14 protein-coding genes are annotated in these 15,467 nt (G+C 43.2%); 6 read left to right on the forward strand and 8 right to left on the reverse strand.

The window, feature by feature from the left end:
• Nucleotides 1–291: 291 nt before the first annotated feature.
• The 3 genes from FWF39_RS02345 to FWF39_RS02355 all read right to left on the reverse strand — a co-directional run bounded on the left by FWF39_RS02345 (nucleotide 292) and on the right by FWF39_RS02355 (nucleotide 5,174).
• Nucleotides 292–3,753, reverse strand: coding sequence for a metallophosphoesterase (locus FWF39_RS02345; protein ID WP_343381828.1), 3,462 nt, complete (start codon nucleotides 3,751–3,753; stop codon nucleotides 292–294).
• Nucleotides 3,754–4,231: 478 nt separating this feature from the next.
• A complete protein-coding gene (locus FWF39_RS02350) occupies nucleotides 4,232–4,540 on the reverse strand; it encodes a hypothetical protein (RefSeq protein WP_343381829.1) in 309 nt (102 codons plus the stop codon).
• 58 nt (nucleotides 4,541–4,598) lie between these two features.
• Complete coding sequence (locus FWF39_RS02355; RefSeq protein ID WP_343381830.1) at nucleotides 4,599–5,174, reverse strand: DUF488 domain-containing protein; 576 nt, start codon at nucleotides 5,172–5,174, stop codon at nucleotides 4,599–4,601.
• Nucleotides 5,175–5,450: 276 nt separating this feature from the next.
• Between FWF39_RS02355 and FWF39_RS02360 the strand changes: the two genes are divergently transcribed.
• Entirely contained in the window at nucleotides 5,451–5,717 is a 267-nt protein-coding gene (locus tag FWF39_RS02360) for a hypothetical protein (RefSeq protein ID WP_343381831.1), read from the forward strand.
• Here the strand turns inward: FWF39_RS02360 and glp are convergent.
• From glp to hypA, 5 genes are all read right to left on the reverse strand, one after another.
• Nucleotides 5,714–6,940 carry a gephyrin-like molybdotransferase Glp gene (glp, locus tag FWF39_RS02365; RefSeq protein ID WP_343381832.1) on the reverse strand — a complete coding sequence of 409 codons (1,227 nt, stop codon included), beginning with the start codon at nucleotides 6,938–6,940 and terminating at the stop codon, nucleotides 5,714–5,716. The genes FWF39_RS02360 and glp overlap by 4 nt on opposite strands.
• Nucleotides 6,941–7,425: 485 nt before the next feature.
• Nucleotides 7,426–7,686 carry a type II toxin-antitoxin system Phd/YefM family antitoxin gene (locus tag FWF39_RS02370; RefSeq protein WP_343381833.1) on the reverse strand — a complete coding sequence of 87 codons (261 nt, stop codon included), beginning with the start codon at nucleotides 7,684–7,686 and terminating at the stop codon, nucleotides 7,426–7,428.
• A gap of 208 nt (nucleotides 7,687–7,894) precedes the next feature.
• Nucleotides 7,895–8,626: an HAD family hydrolase gene (locus FWF39_RS02375; RefSeq protein ID WP_343381867.1), complete on the reverse strand. Its 732-nt coding sequence runs from the start codon at nucleotides 8,624–8,626 to the stop codon at nucleotides 7,895–7,897.
• Nucleotides 8,627–8,631: 5 nt separating this feature from the next.
• Entirely contained in the window at nucleotides 8,632–9,375 is a 744-nt protein-coding gene (locus tag FWF39_RS02380) for a P-loop NTPase (protein WP_343381834.1), read from the reverse strand.
• Nucleotides 9,368–9,775 carry a hydrogenase nickel incorporation protein HypA gene (gene hypA / locus FWF39_RS02385; protein ID WP_343381835.1) on the reverse strand — a complete coding sequence of 136 codons (408 nt, stop codon included), beginning with the start codon at nucleotides 9,773–9,775 and terminating at the stop codon, nucleotides 9,368–9,370. The genes FWF39_RS02380 and hypA overlap by 8 nt, the downstream gene beginning before the upstream one ends.
• Nucleotides 9,776–9,881: 106 nt before the next feature.
• On the opposite strand from hypA, the gene FWF39_RS02390 reads away from it, so the two are divergent.
• The 5 genes from FWF39_RS02390 to FWF39_RS02410 all read left to right on the forward strand — a co-directional run bounded on the left by FWF39_RS02390 (nucleotide 9,882) and on the right by FWF39_RS02410 (nucleotide 15,461).
• Nucleotides 9,882–10,454: an NAD(P)H-dependent oxidoreductase gene (locus FWF39_RS02390; RefSeq protein WP_343381836.1), complete on the forward strand. Its 573-nt coding sequence runs from the start codon at nucleotides 9,882–9,884 to the stop codon at nucleotides 10,452–10,454.
• A gap of 231 nt (nucleotides 10,455–10,685) precedes the next feature.
• On the forward strand, nucleotides 10,686–11,159 hold the full coding sequence (locus tag FWF39_RS02395) for an immunoglobulin-like domain-containing protein (RefSeq protein ID WP_343381837.1): 474 nt from the start codon (nucleotides 10,686–10,688) through the stop codon (nucleotides 11,157–11,159).
• Nucleotides 11,160–11,371: 212 nt separating this feature from the next.
• Nucleotides 11,372–12,655, forward strand: coding sequence for an endonuclease Q family protein (locus FWF39_RS02400; protein WP_343381838.1), 1,284 nt, complete (start codon nucleotides 11,372–11,374; stop codon nucleotides 12,653–12,655).
• Nucleotides 12,656–12,736: 81 nt separating this feature from the next.
• Nucleotides 12,737–14,110 carry a TldD/PmbA family protein gene (locus FWF39_RS02405; protein ID WP_343381839.1) on the forward strand — a complete coding sequence of 458 codons (1,374 nt, stop codon included), beginning with the start codon at nucleotides 12,737–12,739 and terminating at the stop codon, nucleotides 14,108–14,110.
• Nucleotides 14,097–15,461 (forward strand): TldD/PmbA family protein, encoded by a 1,365-nt coding sequence (locus FWF39_RS02410; RefSeq protein WP_343381840.1) that lies wholly within the window; start codon nucleotides 14,097–14,099, stop codon nucleotides 15,459–15,461. The genes FWF39_RS02405 and FWF39_RS02410 overlap by 14 nt, the downstream gene beginning before the upstream one ends.
• Nucleotides 15,462–15,467: the final 6 nt, after the last annotated feature.

The following is a 15,467-nucleotide window of genomic DNA, read 5'->3' on the forward strand; positions in this document are numbered from 1 at the left end:
GGCCAATCAGTTAAAACTAACCATTTCTAGACGTTTTGTCTAAATTTAATTTGGGCATGGTTGAGTTTTTTGTTTTATGATAGTATGCTTTTTTTCTTCCTTTAGTTAAGCACTTTCTAGCGTTAGTTTTGCATGTTGTTTGTACATAAGCCACAATGAACCAATGTTCTATTTATGCCAATATTTTGATTCCTTAGAAATCAAGATAGCAACAGCGAAAAAATTAATTGCACAGAACCCAAACGCCTATACCTGCTGAGCAGTAACAAAACTCGGCATAGCATCTTTCCACTAATCAAAGTTTATTCTCTCTTCCTCTTTTTCCCTCTGTTTCTCATATTGTTCTAGTTCACCCAAATACGTGTTAACCAAAGCGTTGCTTTCTGCCGGTACAGCATCTAATTCTTGTAAAATCGACAAATATTTCCACATATTTTTTCTCAATCTTTCTGCGACAACTTCGCTGAACCAATCCGAATCCAGAAAAGCCTTGGCCCTTTGTACTACATGTTCCACACTCCATGCACCAAAAATAACCCCAAACCAGAAAAAACTGAACATTTCAAAGCAATCGTTCACATTACGCATATGCACTTCAAGTTGTTCTTTTTGTAGCGTAGTAAGCTTTATTCCTTGGAGGTGAGGAATATTGTCTCGTCTAACAGGAAACCTGCCGGCAATGCGCATATTACTAAGTCGCACATCAAATAAGCTCAAAAGATCTTGTAGCAATTTCTCTGTCAAAATATCCTCGTCTGCATATTCATCACTAAACGCATCCAACGCATCGAAAGCATGCATCACTATTTGCTTATCCTCGTTAGCGCATAAAGAAGCTAACCTCTTTTTTAACTCATAAATTTGTTCAGGATCGGAAACTGTCCCTTGCCAATCCCCACCAAGCCAAACAGCCATTTCAAGCACTTGCAACGCATCCAAAATATTATTTGAATCTATATTCTCTATAAAATAGTCAAAAACAGAAAACTCTTTTTGTTTACGTAGTTCAATCAACTTAAGCAAAGGTGCATATATTTTAATTGACCTTTCCTTATCGCTGAGCGGTAATGAATTCTGTAATTCTTGACCATACTTGGAACCATAAACAACCTCAATACCATCCACCGAACTTTTGTACAAAGGGTCATCAAAACACGCTCTGTAAATAGACTTGCGCAGATCAGGCGTTAATGGCGCTTCATCAGCAATTATTTGCATAAGCAAATTGACTACATAGGAAATTCTAACCTCTCTATTATGGTGACGTTGCTCACGGATACTTGTTAACAAATCAAGTAGTGCTTTTGCGATATCTTCGGCTTCCCACCTATTCGCTAGAACTGCTGTCAAAAGGATAGTTTCTCTCAGGCCCTCAACATCAAATAAGCCTTTAAGATGTTTGTCTACAACATCATCAGTTCTAGTAGCGTTAGGATAAGCTTTCGTTACTATAGCATAGGCGGCCAAATATTCTTGAAAGGTAAGATGAGAAAACTCGTATTCTGCCTCAAGCCTGCCGCTGTGACCATCAACTGCACATAATCCTCGTTTTGTCAATATGGCACTACGCTCTTCAACTCTTTCGATAAACTGATAAACTGTTTCAGAGTTAGGAGAAAAAAAATGCGGTAAGTTTTTACGAGAACACAACAAAATTTGCTCTAATTCTGCTCTTCCGATGGTTTGCCGCATTTTGCCAACAAACATCATATTGTATGCCAAATAAGATAGTTGTGGCAATGCCTCCATATGATTAAGTGGCGGGAATCCTTCCACATTCCATGTACGTAGCAGAACATCTATGGTACTTCCATACAACTCTACTCTCTTTGTAGGTAGTGCTCCAATCCACAGATGTACCAATAACAAAGTCATCAATAACACCGGAGTTTGCGCTAAATTATATATTTTCTCGTTTTCCAAAATAGTGCAGACAAGTTTTTGTGCAGCTTCATCCGTCTCTTCCACATCCCCAAATACGATTTTATACCAACCGGTACATAGGCGCGCAATATCGACTGAATTAAATGGTTGAATTTTATAGGGGTAAAAATCATTGGATAAACGACGGACAATTAACCCATAACCTACTATACGCGATGACATTATAATGTTGACATTTTTATTCATCGCTGCAAAGACGTTCAAGTTATCTATAAAAGTCTTGCGACTTGAGTCGTTTCCGATTTCATCCAAACCATCAACCAATAGCAAAGCGGTCCCATTTTGGATGTGTTCGCTCACCAATTCGTAAAATGCATTTTTTAAGTTCAATTCAGCTGCAAACCCAGCCCGCTCCGGAATTTCGCGAATAATTTCACTTATGGATAAATCTGTGTTTTCCCTGAATTGCCTACATTTGATCCATATGGGTAAAAAGGGTCGGTCAGGAAGATTGTCACCGATGCTCTCGCAGTTTCCAAGTCCATAAAACGACGCCAACCTTTTCATCAAGGTAGTTTTACCGCCACCGGGTCCGGAAAAAATCACAAATCGAACACGCCCTTTGGCGGGGATAATCGGCTTATCGATTTCATCCCAGCTCCAGCGAAACTGCTCAAAACGATCATCCCATAACATTTTTTCAACATGAGATTTATATGAAGATTTTAGTTTCAAGTTATCCTGATGTAGCGGACATGGTTTAGAAAAGCGCATGGGAACAAACAATTTTTCCAGTTCAAATGCTTTGCTCCCTGATTCATTATCCACAGGAGGAAGACCATCCAACCTAATTTTACACTCATAGCCAAGATATTCTACATATTTATTATAAGCTGCCTTAACAAAATTTTCGCTACATGTCGGACGTTTTGGAAAATAATATCTGCCATCGATAGCACAATCTTGAGGAAAAGAAAATTCACCGTTTGGAAGCCACGCTTCACATGTTTTGCTCCACTTAAAACCCTCTACATAACCACTTTTTATGTCTGTATCAAGTTCTCCTATAAAAAAGCCTTTTACTGCAGGCTCTGTATTGGGTGGATTATCCATGTTTGACCCACAAACATATTCCCACAAATCGACATCTGTTCTATTTACTTTGATATTTTTACAACGCATAAAATGTTTATGACCGCAAAGATAGAGGATCGCATTGTTCCTTTTTAACAACATTTCAAGTTGTCCTTGCTCATGGTCTTCTAGGCAATCGAAAGGGTGATGAGCAATAACAATCGCAGGTTTATGCTTATCAATGCCTTCCAAAGACTGCGCCAATGTATGCATGCCAATAACTAAACTCCCATCTCTTCTATCTCCGCCACACAATATGGCTGTATTGATATGTATGACATTTACATCGTTTTTGCTGATATAAAAATGGTGCTTTATTTCTTTTTTGCCACAAATTTGTTTATATACTTTCAGATATTCTTGTCTTCCAATCTCCAATTCTTGCAAGTGTTTCTTCGAAATTGTGTTATTTCCAGAATATTGCGCCATAATTGCGTTGATAGTTCCTTTTAGTCCATCACCACTTAGAACATCATGATTTCCAGGAACCATAAAAGTGTCGTCAGGAGAAATTCCTAGAGCTTGTTGTACATCTTGCAAAAATTTAACGGTACCATCTGGATATTTTTCAGGATAATTTTTCCCAAAGCGCAAATCACCGGTGATAAAGAGATAATCGATCCCCTGTAATTTGCGACAACAATCAAGAAAACAAGCTCGCATAGTTTTTACACTATGTGAATCCGGAGACCCAAAATGAACATCTGCCAACTGCACCCATTTTATAGTGCCCATAATCTCCACTTCCCTCACGGTATATGTTTATGTTTTAGCACGGGGACTTGATTGCTAAAAAATAAACAAATTACTCTCTTTTGTGTCCTCATTACCTTTACTTTCGCCATTAGGTCAACCGCTTTCTTTCCAAAGTCTTAAATTATTATTCATTTGCAATATAATAAGATTGCTATATCAATAGTTCCATATCTTTTTCCGAAAATATTTCCGTTTCTCGTACATTCTTAAACCATGTCCCCTTAAAATTAATAATCTCATATGTACTGGTAAATTGTCAAATAAGTTTAACAGAAGACGTACATAATATCTCCTTAAAGTTATCCATCAGTATATTGCCTGTTTTGTTTTAAGTCCAAGTGGCAACAAACACAACCTCAACCTACGCAACCCTGTTTATCCTGATAGTGTAGTGTTACGCCATTTCCAATATGCTTTCAAAAATTAATAATCACTGGTAGTTGTCATGCCTGTTTTATTACACAACAATTATGCCTGTTGCTCCAAGCGGGCCCACTATTAATCCTATTATTCCTAAAGCGCCTAGATATTTGAGTTTTGGGTTCCAGTGTCTAAATTCTTTGAAGAGCAAAAACAGGCAAAATAAAAATAGAAACCACGGATTATGGTATCCAAAAGCGGCGAAGCCTAAAAAACCGCTAAACCCAAAAAAGCCCGGAAAACTAACAAAGAATCTGATTGATCGATTCTGTTTTCCATGGGCTGTAACAAGGTTTAGTTGAGGCGTATTTGTTTGTTTGTGGTTTGTTTGCATGCTCAGCCCCATCAACTATTCCTATCTTTGATTTCTTATAAAATTACCCACTATCAACTCTGAGCCTATTTTATGTGGTTCCAAAATCACTTAGGGTCCTCTGAGGGGACTCCTTAGTATAGAGCATATATGTCACTCTTATGCCCTCCACCTGCGCAAGCTCGTTAATTTTATGCGTAACGGTGTTTTCTTTGCTTATGATATGTAACACCTGCACATGCCGCGCTGTTAATACATCACTGACCAGTATCCGGTGACAATTATAGGGCAAAGCCTCTGTGCACATCAATGACAAACGGTTCTCTCGTGCCAGCGCCAATATTTTTAGGAGTTGATCAGTGAATTCTTTGGTCTGCATGTAGTCGGCATAACCGCGGAGTTGACCCTCCAATGCAAGGTTACTACTGTTGGGTTTAGGATGGCGCAGACCCCCAAGCTCGGGGATATGAAGATACTTTATGCCACTACGTTTGAGACTATCTGGAAGCGCTTCTTTGTTAAATTGCGGATTATAGCGGCTTTGAGGAACCGCACGAATATCTGCCAATAATGTGATGCCATAGATTTGGAGTAACTCTGTGAATTCTTCTAGTGATCGCGTGGAATACCCAATCGTGAACACCGCCAACTCTGATTTTTGGTTCAAACACATATCCCATTACCGGAGATTTCACGCTTTTATTAACTCAAAGATATACAATCCAGCGCATTAAATATTTTTGATAGGCACTTAATTTTAGTTTTATGCTCAAGCTCTTGACTTAAGTAGGTCAAAGTACAGCTTAACCAGCCGCAAAAATTATTAATTATTTCTACTGCATATGGCTGAGGCGAATATGTCCTGTCCATAGCGGCCAAACTTAGGAGTCTTAGCCGTAACCAGTTGGTAGCCCTGGTTTTCTATGTCTCTACAGGGGTACTTTTGTTTATTTCCTTGCCGCTTACCCGCTTCCCGCCACATGTAGGTTTTCTGGGTATATTTAGTCTCATAACTGCCTATAGTCTTCTATTCAAACGTGCTTGGGCACCTTGGTTAGGGTTTATCTTGCTAGTTACAATTACAGTGTTTTCGCTATATACACTCTATTTTGTGGGATTTAGCAACACACTTGTTGCCCTAAGCATGCTACTATATCCAGTGTCTACTTGGATAGTGACTGCGTTGCTACTGATTAAGAAAAAGACTTAACTTTTGCCTGCTGAACCGCGAAATAGTCTAACCGCAACTTCTTGATCTGCCTCTATGTGTTGTTCGTTTTCTGGGATCTCTACAAACCCTTCTGCATTTACTAGAGCCGATACAGCACCTGTGGTTTGAAGTGGATCTGCGATTAACCGACAGTTTTCATCAAACTTGAGTTCAACTAACCCATAACTACGACTGCCTTTCGCACTAAACATCTTTGAACCCGCATATGCCATCACGGTTTTTAAGCCCGCAACGGGTCTGCCGCCTAAACGTTGCACCAACGACCGCGCAAACAACTGAAACACTAACAACGCTGCAGACGGATTGCTGGGTAGTATGAAAACAGGTTTTTCGCCGATGAAACTAACTGCGGTTTGTCTGCCTGGCTTTATCGCAACGCCGTTAACAACAATTCCGGGTTTATCTACTGTATCTGCAATCTCTGTAATATCCACACTTGAACAAACCACAACCATATCTGCCACAGCGGTTGCTGTTTTAAGCATCTGTGTAATTGCTAATTTATCCTCTGCAACCACACCTAAGCAAACCGGTTTGGCTCCACATTCCATAATGGCCGTATACACACTGTAGGCCGCCGCATCAAAGACTTTTCCCGCTGGCAACGGCTTGCCCAGCTCACCTATCTCAGCACCGACTGAGAAAACAGCAACCATAGGCATTCTTAGCACCGTAACCTCCATGAACCCCAAAGCCGCCAAAACGCCAATTTCTGCAGAACCCAAAACCTGTCCCCTTCGAAGCACAACAGCACCTTTTTGGATATCTGAACCCGCTTGATGCATATTTTCCCCTGAGAAAACCTCACCATAAACCTGCAGGGTATCATCTTCCCGCTCACCATCTTGGGCGGCTATAACTGTATCTGCACCTTGCGGCAGAACCGCGCCCACAGAAACTTCTATCGCTTCCCCACCTAAGAGACTAACTTGGGATGTCTCCCCAACGGCTATGGTTCCACAGACCTTCAATGCGACTGGGTTATCCTCACTTGCCGTTGCAGTGTCTTTGGCGTTTAGGGCATAACCTTGAACCGTTGCAGTGTTAGAACCCGGCATATCTTGCGGTGCCACAACATCAATACCCAATACCCGATTGTAGGCCTCCAACAACACCGTCACTTCGGTATCTGGTAGCTGAGGCTTAAAGCTGATCTCAACAGCACGTTTAGCCTCCTCAAACGTCAAAAGCTTTCCAGTCAAGATAGTTCACAACAAGCAATCAGCTTCTAAACGTAAAAACCTACCGAATCAACAAATTTTTCTCCAACCCTCTTAACACTACAACTCACACAGCAATACAAGATACTCCTCATGATTTACCAATATGTTGTGTTGTCCAAAATACTGTATTAAAACTAAAACAGTAACTGACAATTATACTCAAAGGCACTAAATTATACTGCGCGTCCTCAAAACGGTGGTAACGCATCAAAAATAACGCTGACTTTATTTGTCATAGACTTTTTACGAAGTTCCATTGTATGAACTATAACACTACCTTCTAAAATTGATAAACAACGCGATATTTACCCACCCGTAGAGACCGTAACCCGTTTAAACAATCAGTCAATGGTTTACCCACCATAGGATCGATCGATAGAAATTGTATTTCGCGGGTAAGTCTGAGCTTTATCGACTTATCTAACCGGTTTAACTGTTTGAGAACCTTTTTGGTTAGAACCAGTTTAGAGGTCTTTTTCATCAATATTCAATTCTTTTAAGGCTTTTTCCCAGCTATACACACGACCTTCTTCAACATCTTTTTGTGCCGCTCGGATATTTCGCATTGCTTCTTTATCGCTTAAAATCTCCAAGGTTTCCTCTAAACTCTCCATATGTGATACTAATTTAGGAAAGCCTTCAAGTATCTCTCTGATTTTGGGTATCTCTTCGGTTAACGTTTCAAGATTTGCTTTATCTTTTGCTGTAAAAACCGCTTCAGTCACTTTGAGCCGCCACAACTAACTATACAGCAGTGGATATTAATTTATTATAACACTATGGAAGCATGCAATTACTTTGTTGTTGTCTGAAAACATCCATTTCAATATGCGCCTTCATATATTACTGATTTCTCGTTTTTTCTCTGCAGTATGCTCCGCTCTGCTTTACTCTTGATTTGTTCGCTGTAGCGGTTAAGTCTCAAAATTAGATTCAGGTAAAAATTTGGCTAATTTTTTGAGGAATACTTGCAAGTTTTTCTACAATCTGATCGGGCGTCTGATTGCTTTGGACTAAATCAGCTATACTGTTGAACTGCGAGGGCTTAAATACGGTTCTCAATCCTGCCTCTTTGGCCCCTTTGATATCTTCTAGGGGGCTGTCTCCGATAAACACCGCTTCATGCGCTTGAATACCCAGACGATTTAGGGTATCGTGGAAAATTTTTGGGCTGGGTTTTCGCAACTCTACCTCCTCAGAGATAACAATCGCATTGAAATAGCTGTGTATGCCGGTTTTTTGAAGACATTTGTAGATAACAGGTGCGTAGGTAAAGTTGCTAATTAAACCCACTCGATACTGCTGAGCAATCTGGGTTAGCAGTTGCTTAGCGCCCTCGCAGAGCTCAACCGTGTTTAGGAAGTCTTGGAAAAATATGTTAAGCGCCTCCTTTACCCCGCTGTGCTCAGGAGTTGTTCTAAATCCCAAGTTACACAGTGCATCAGAAACCCACACTGCATTAGTTACCTCCCTAAACTGCTCGTATCTGATTTTGCGGTACTTTTGATGTGCTTCTTTGTAGGCCTCCAAAAACTGTTCTTTTTCCAGCTCAAACCCCTGCGATACCAACGCAGAGTAAAGCTTGATCTCAGAGTCAACCATACTGTAGTTCTTACAATAAACCAAAGTACCAATAAAATCAAAAATAACTGCTCGACAAACCATCAAAATCACATTTTGTTGCCCAAGAGAACCTTTGCTAGGTTGGCTATGGGTTCTCCAAGAGCGGTATCTAAGAGTTTTGCTGGGTCGCCAATGGCTTTCTCGATGTTTGGATCAAACGCAACCGCACTAAGATATCTTAGTCCCAACTGTTTAGTTTGCTCCTCAATGACCCGGCTGTTGTTGTCTTGTTTCATGTTCTCAACTACCCCAATTATAGGCATCCCCAATTCCTCAAGTAATGCCGCCTGCTTTTTCACAACCTCAAACGCCAAAAGTGAAGGTGTAGTAATGATTAAGAACTCAATTTTTTTAACTAAGCGCACCAAATCCAGCACCGCATCCCCAATACCGGGCGGCATATCTACTATGAGAAAATCCAACTTACCCCACTGGGTGACTGCTAGTAGCTCGATAAGTGCATTTGAAACATCCACACCCCGCAGAGGTGCTGGTCTATTTCCGATAAAATAAACCAGTGACATATAGCATAAACCCTCTACCTTCGCTGGAACCAATCCCCGATCCTCTTTGGGTTGTACATCTTGCGAAACCCCCAGAATTATGTGTGTTGAGGGACCTGTAAAATCCACATCAAACAATCCAACCCTAAACCCCTGTCTAGCAAGCCCAAGTGCTAGCGCTGTTGCAACCATGCTTTTACCCACGCCGCCTTTACCGCTGGAAACTGCAACAACTCGCCCTGTTTTTGCTAGGCGTTCTCCGATTATGCTCGCACGGGGATCAATCACTGCGTTTAACTCCTTTTATATCCTCAAGCCACACCCCGCGGCCGTTTACGATCTCAAAGTCAGGACTGCCGCATTTGGGGCACTTGATATAACTATGGGCAACCTCCGGTACAAAATGAATAGCCTCAGCTGTAGCTTTGTCAAGCTTTTTGGCACTGTATAGCCAAGTAGCGCCACAGACTCGGCATTTCAGAGTAGTTTTTGCTTTTAGAATCCGAAATTTAGCGCCCAATAGCAGGCCTTGGCGCATCTGTTTTAGAGCAAAGCGCAGAATCGGAGGTTCCACTTGCTGTAGTTCCCCGACCCGAATGGTAACTTCTGAAACTGACACTAAGTGTTCCTGTTCTGCGATTTGCTGTGCAGAAACAAGTATAGATTCAGCTAAAGCCCATTCATGCATAACTGTAGGTGCACCACAGCGCAATAAAAAAATATTGTAAACCTTCAAGATTCTGGTTCATCAGTACCTTTAAATCAATAGTTCACCTAATTTTTATGGTGTTTTTTTGACAGATAAAATCAAGGTTCTAGCTTTTGCAGGGAGTCTACGTGCGGGTTCCTACAACAAGGCCCTAGTTCGCGCCGCCGTCGAAGTAGCACCCCCAACGATGACCATAGAAACATATGATTTAGAGGGCATTCCCCTATACAACTCCGACCTAGATGACAATTTGCCCCTAAAAGTTGTAGAGTTCAAGCAAAAACTACGCGCTGCCAACGCCCTGCTTATTGCTACCCCCGAATACAACTATTCCCTCTCTGGTGTACTCAAAAACGCCATAGACTGGGCCAGTCGACCCCCCCAAGGCAACCCCTTAGAGGGCAAACCCGTTGCCATCATGAGCGCCTCGATCGGAAAATTCGGCGGCGCCAGAGCCCAATATCATCTACGGCAAATTTTTGTTTTTCTTGATATGTATCCGATTAACCGTCCCGAAGTTATGCTCTCAGACGCCCAAAACAACGTAGATGAAAAAGGTAACCTAACTAACCCCCAAACCCGCCAACTCATCAGCCAACTCTTAGAATCCTTGGCGGCCTGGACACTCAGGCTCCAAACCAAATCCCCACAACAATAACCAACTCTCTCTTTCGATTCTGCCCTTTTTTTACCTGCAAACCTTCATTGATATGTCGTATAGATCCCAATCGATCAACAAACAGCTCAGAGCATACCGTTCTAGTGGTGAAATTAGATGTTCTAATACTTAGAACTAAAGCTAACTTGTGAAAGATATACAGGCGGGATCTAATGTGGAAGATGTCATAAACAAAAACATAAGTCGTATTCTTAGAGGAGCCAAATAGTTATGAACGCAAAAGTGTTTGCGGCTATAATTCTGTTCGCTATAACAATCGCGGGTTGTGTGGTTTGTCTATCTATTATTAGTCGTAACAATGAACTTAATTCTGATCCAGGTCCAATCCCTGCTTCAGAAGCTGTAATTTTGGAAGTAAAAGCAGACTCTATTTCCAATACTAAACTTACCCTAATAATAAAAAATATTGCTCCAGATGAATACATGTTTGGTTCAGAATATACTATTGAAAAGCAAGTCAACGGCGAGTGGTATCAACTCCCCTGTGTTACCGAAAATATTGGCTGGACTTCAATAGGCTATATCTTAGAGGGCAACAGCACAAGAGAAATAGAAATAGATTGGACTTGGTACTATGGAGAGCTGAGTTCGGGGTATTATCGTATCACCAAAGGGTTTAGTTACATACGCTCCCCGGGAGATTATGACGATTACGACATATCTGCTGATTTTACCCTTGTTTGACCTGTTTTTGGTCAAACGCAAGGTTATCAGCCTACTTCGTAATGTGCTATAACTGAATAGATGTCGGTCATATTTTCTGAGTTGTTTAAGAACTGGTTTTGGGAAAAGACTGTAGTAGGTGTATCGGGCAAACTTAATTTATCACAATCAACCTATAACCCCAGCTTTAAACAAGCTTTAAGCAGTTATAGGGGATGTTGGCAATTCGAGTAATGGCTGATCTTCATATTCACGGTCGATACAGTCGTGCGACCAGCGAACAGATGAGTTTGGGTGAAATAGCCAAGTATGCAAAAATTAAGGGGCTTAACTTGGTGGGTACAGGCGACTTTACTCATCCACTGTGGCTAAAAGAGATCCGTGAAAACCTTGCCCCCGAAGCAGACACAGGCTTATTCAAACTTGCTAATGTCGATTCACCTGTGTATTTTATGCTTCAAACTGAGGTTTGTACAATCTTTGACTACAAAGGGGCATCCAAAAAGATACATCATGTCATATTAACCCCCAATCTCGAGTCAGCTGACCAAATTAACGAGCGGCTTGCACGCTTTGGTGATTTAGCCTCTGATGGCCGTCCCATTCTTGATTGTACTGCACCGCAGCTAGTCGAAGAAGTCATGGCTGTTAATGCAGATAATATGGTTTTTCCCGCGCATGTTTGGACCCCTTGGTTTAGCCTTTTTGGTGCTTCTAGCGGATTTGACACAGTTGAGGACTGCTACCAAGACATGACCAAACACATTCACGCCCTCGAAACAGGCTTATCCTCAGATCCAGCAATGAACTGGCGCCTAAGCGGATTAGATAAATACGCCCTAATCTCAAACAGTGACTGCCACAGCTTTTGGCCCTGGCGCATTGGCCGAGAAGCCAACGCATTTGACCTCCCCCGCTGTACTTATGACCATGTGATTTCTGCCATATCTGACAATGACCCTGAGCGCTTCAAATTCACCATCGAAACCGATCCCGCCTATGGCAAATACCACTGGACAGGACACCGCAACTGCAAAGTCAGTCTCTCACCCCCCGAAGCTATAAAATTTGGCAACACCTGCCCGGTCTGCCGCAGAAAACTCGTCAAAGGCGTTGAACAACGCGTAGAAGAACTCTCCGACCGCCCCTCAGACTACAAACGCCCCAACGCTCCCGGTTTTAAATGTCTCCTCCCCCTAAGCGAAGTCATCGCCGCCGTCATTGGAACCGACTCCCCTGCTATCCAAGCCGTCTGGAAAATCTACAACGCCCTTATAGCAAAATTCGGTGACGAATACACCGTGCTTATGGATGCACCATTTGAAGAAATAGCATCCGTGGTGGATGTTCCCTTTGCACAAGCAATCATAAAAGTACGCAACGGCTCAGCAAAAGTCATACCAGGATACGATGGCGTATATGGACAACTTACCCTCGATGTCTCAGTATCAGTAATCAAAGCCAAACCTCTGGCAACTCCACGGGTACAACAACGAAGCATGAGCGATTTCTGCTAACCAAGTTACCAATTAAAACGCCGCATGGTTTAATTCCCACTCAAACCTACTCTCTATAGGTCAAATACTTTGAAGGATATTTTGCAGAAAATCACTACCACAGCAGCCACCAAATTCGGCGCAAACTATGCCGAAGCACGCGCACAACAACTAACCAAAACCATGTTTACCCTCAAAGAAGAACGCGTAGAAGCCGCCAAACAAGGCATAGAATCAGGCGTGGCTATCCGCGTTTTAGTCAACGGCGCATGGGGGTTTGCTTCTGCGGGTTCACTAGACAGCACAATTCTAGAAGAAGCCATCTCTGATGCTTGTCGCATGGCAAAACTAGTAAGCCAACGTCTCAAAACCCCAATAAAACTGGCTTCTGCACCCATTGTGGAGGATCATGTGAGCGCTAAACCCAAAAAGAACCCCAAAGACATCGCCATGGAGGACAAAATAAAAAATGCCCTCGATATCACCAAAGCCAGTTTGAGCTTTGATCCGCGCATAAAGAGCTGTGGATTGGATTACATGGATTTGATGGGTACAAGCTTTTTTGTCAACAGCGAAGGTACAAACATTGAGCAAGACAAACTCTATGTTTGGGCCCGCATCACCGCCTCTGCACAAACTGAGGGCACCTTCACCTTTAGTCGAGAAGAAATTGGCTCCACCTCAGGCTATGAACTATTTGACACTCAGCCCTCCGAGGAGCTGGGACAAAAAGTAGCTCAGCGCGCTATTGAGCAAATAAGCGCTAAACCCCCCAAAGGCGGCAAAGCTCCGGTGGTACTTGGACCAAATGTGGTTGGCGTGTTTGTACACGAAGCCTTTGGCCATCTCGCAGAGGCTGACCTTGCACTATCAAGCGGATTACTTGATAGCAACATGGGCAAAAAAATCGGTTCTGATCTTGTTACATTTTACGACGACGGCACCATCGAGGGTGCATTTGGCGCATTCAAATATGACGACGAAGGCGTCGCCAGTCACAAAACCCTGCTCATAAAAGACGGTGTCGTCTCAGGCTTGATGCACAATCGAGAAACCGCCCAAAAATTCAACACCCACCCCACCGGCAACGCACGCGCTGAGGACTTTCGCGTAGAGCCCATTATCCGCATGCGATGCACCTACATGGAACCCAAAGACCAAACCCTAGACGAACTCCTCGAAGGCATCAAAGAAGGTTACTACTTCAAGAGTTTTCGCGGCGGACAAGCCAGTCTTGATGGAACTTTTCAGGTGGGCATACAAGAAGGATATGAAATTAAAAACGGCGAAATCCAAACCCCGGTACGCACCGCATCCATAAGCGGCAACACCCTTGAAACACTCCACAAAGTCGATGGCGTCGGCAAAGATTTTGCTCTAGATCCCGGTCGCTGTGGAAAAGGCCAAACAGCCTTTATCTGCGACGGCGGACCACATATACGAGTCAGCGAGGTAATTGTCGGTGGCAGTGCTTGAAAAAAACTTTTTAATCAGCCTAGCAGAGAACGCCGTTAAATCAGCCCTAAAACTAGGCGCCTCTGAGGCAGAAGCCTACGTCTACGATGGACAAACAACCAATATCGGTATCGAATTGGGCCAAATAAGCAAAACCAACCGCATCATCGACCGCGGCATAGGCATACGCATCACCCTAAACAAAGCCATAGGCTTTGCCTACACAAACATTATCGGTGACCCCCAAGCCATTGAGGCCACCGCTGCACAAGCACTAAGCGCAGCTAAAGCCAGCAAACCCGACCCTGACTGGCACGGCCTCCCCCAAAACAAACCCTACAACACAACCCAGGGCACCTTTGACCAAAAAATAGTTGACCTAAGCCCCGAAGACCTCGTTAAAATAACTGTCACTATGCTAGACGCCGCATCTGAGGTGAACCAACAAGTACTGCCCATCGAAGGAGGCGTCGGTAGCGGATACGCCGCCAACGCCATAGCCAACTCTAACGGCATAGCCGCCTTCGACCGAGGAACCATAACAGAGTGCAGCTTGGCAACACTGGCAAAAGACGCCAACACTACCACTCCAGTCTGTTTCGAATTTGACGCATCAAGAAACCACCACCTCAACCCCGCCTGGGTAGGAAAAGAAGCCGCCAAACTCGCCCTCTCAGCCCTCAAACCAAAACCCGTCCCAACCCAAACCTCCAAAGTCATCCTCACCCCCTTAGCCCTCCAAGACCTCTTTGCATATACACTCATGTCTGCAATCAAAGCCGACAGCGTCCAGCGTAACCAATCCCCATTCAAAGACAAACTCGGCACACAAGTAGCATCCGAAAACCTCACAATTTACGACGACGGCCTATACCCCGGAGGCCTACGAACAGCAGTCTTTGACGGTGAAGGCGTCCCCCAACAAAAAACTCCAATAATCGAAAAAGGCATTCTACAAAACTTCCTCTATGATACCTACTCTGCCAAAAAAACCAACAAAGAAAGCACCGGCAACGCCGCACGAGCCGCATACCTCTCCACCCCAAACATTACCCCCTCAAACTTCCACATCCTCCCCGGAAACAAAACACCCCAACAACTACTAAGCGAAACCGAAGAGGGCTTTATCATATCCTACCTCCAAGGTGCACACAGTAGCAACCCTGTCAGCGGCGAATTTAGCGTAGTAGCCAACCCCTGCTGGAAAATCAAAAACGGCGAAATAACCCATCCCTGCAACGCCATCATGCTAGCCGGCAACATCTTTGAACTCCTAAAAAACATCACCATAATCGGCGCTAATGAACGACAAATGGGCTCCATAATCGCACCCTGGGTTTTAGCTGAGGGTATGAAAATCATAGGCAAATAAAACACT

The sequence above is a fragment of the Candidatus Bathycorpusculum sp. genome, assembly GCF_009778815.1.
In the GTDB taxonomy this organism is placed as follows: Archaea; Thermoproteota; Bathyarchaeia; order Bathyarchaeales; family Bathycorpusculaceae; genus Bathycorpusculum; species Bathycorpusculum hydrogenotrophicum.

What these genes read in the sequence shown, in the direction of transcription:
- FWF39_RS02345 (WP_343381828.1), bottom strand. Translation starts at nt 3,753, where the DNA reads ATGGGCACTATAAAATGGGTGCAGTTGGCAGATGTTCATTTTGGGTCT.
- FWF39_RS02350 (WP_343381829.1), bottom strand. Translation starts at nt 4,540, where the DNA reads ATGGGGCTGAGCATGCAAACAAACCACAAACAAACAAATACGCCTCAA.
- FWF39_RS02375 (WP_343381867.1), bottom strand. Translation starts at nt 8,626, where the DNA reads ATGGTTTGTCGAGCAGTTATTTTTGATTTTATTGGTACTTTGGTTTAT.
- hypA (WP_343381835.1), bottom strand. Translation starts at nt 9,775, where the DNA reads ATGCATGAATGGGCTTTAGCTGAATCTATACTTGTTTCTGCACAGCAA.
- FWF39_RS02395 (WP_343381837.1), top strand. Translation starts at nt 10,686, where the DNA reads ATGAACGCAAAAGTGTTTGCGGCTATAATTCTGTTCGCTATAACAATC.
- FWF39_RS02400 (WP_343381838.1), top strand. Translation starts at nt 11,372, where the DNA reads ATGGCTGATCTTCATATTCACGGTCGATACAGTCGTGCGACCAGCGAA.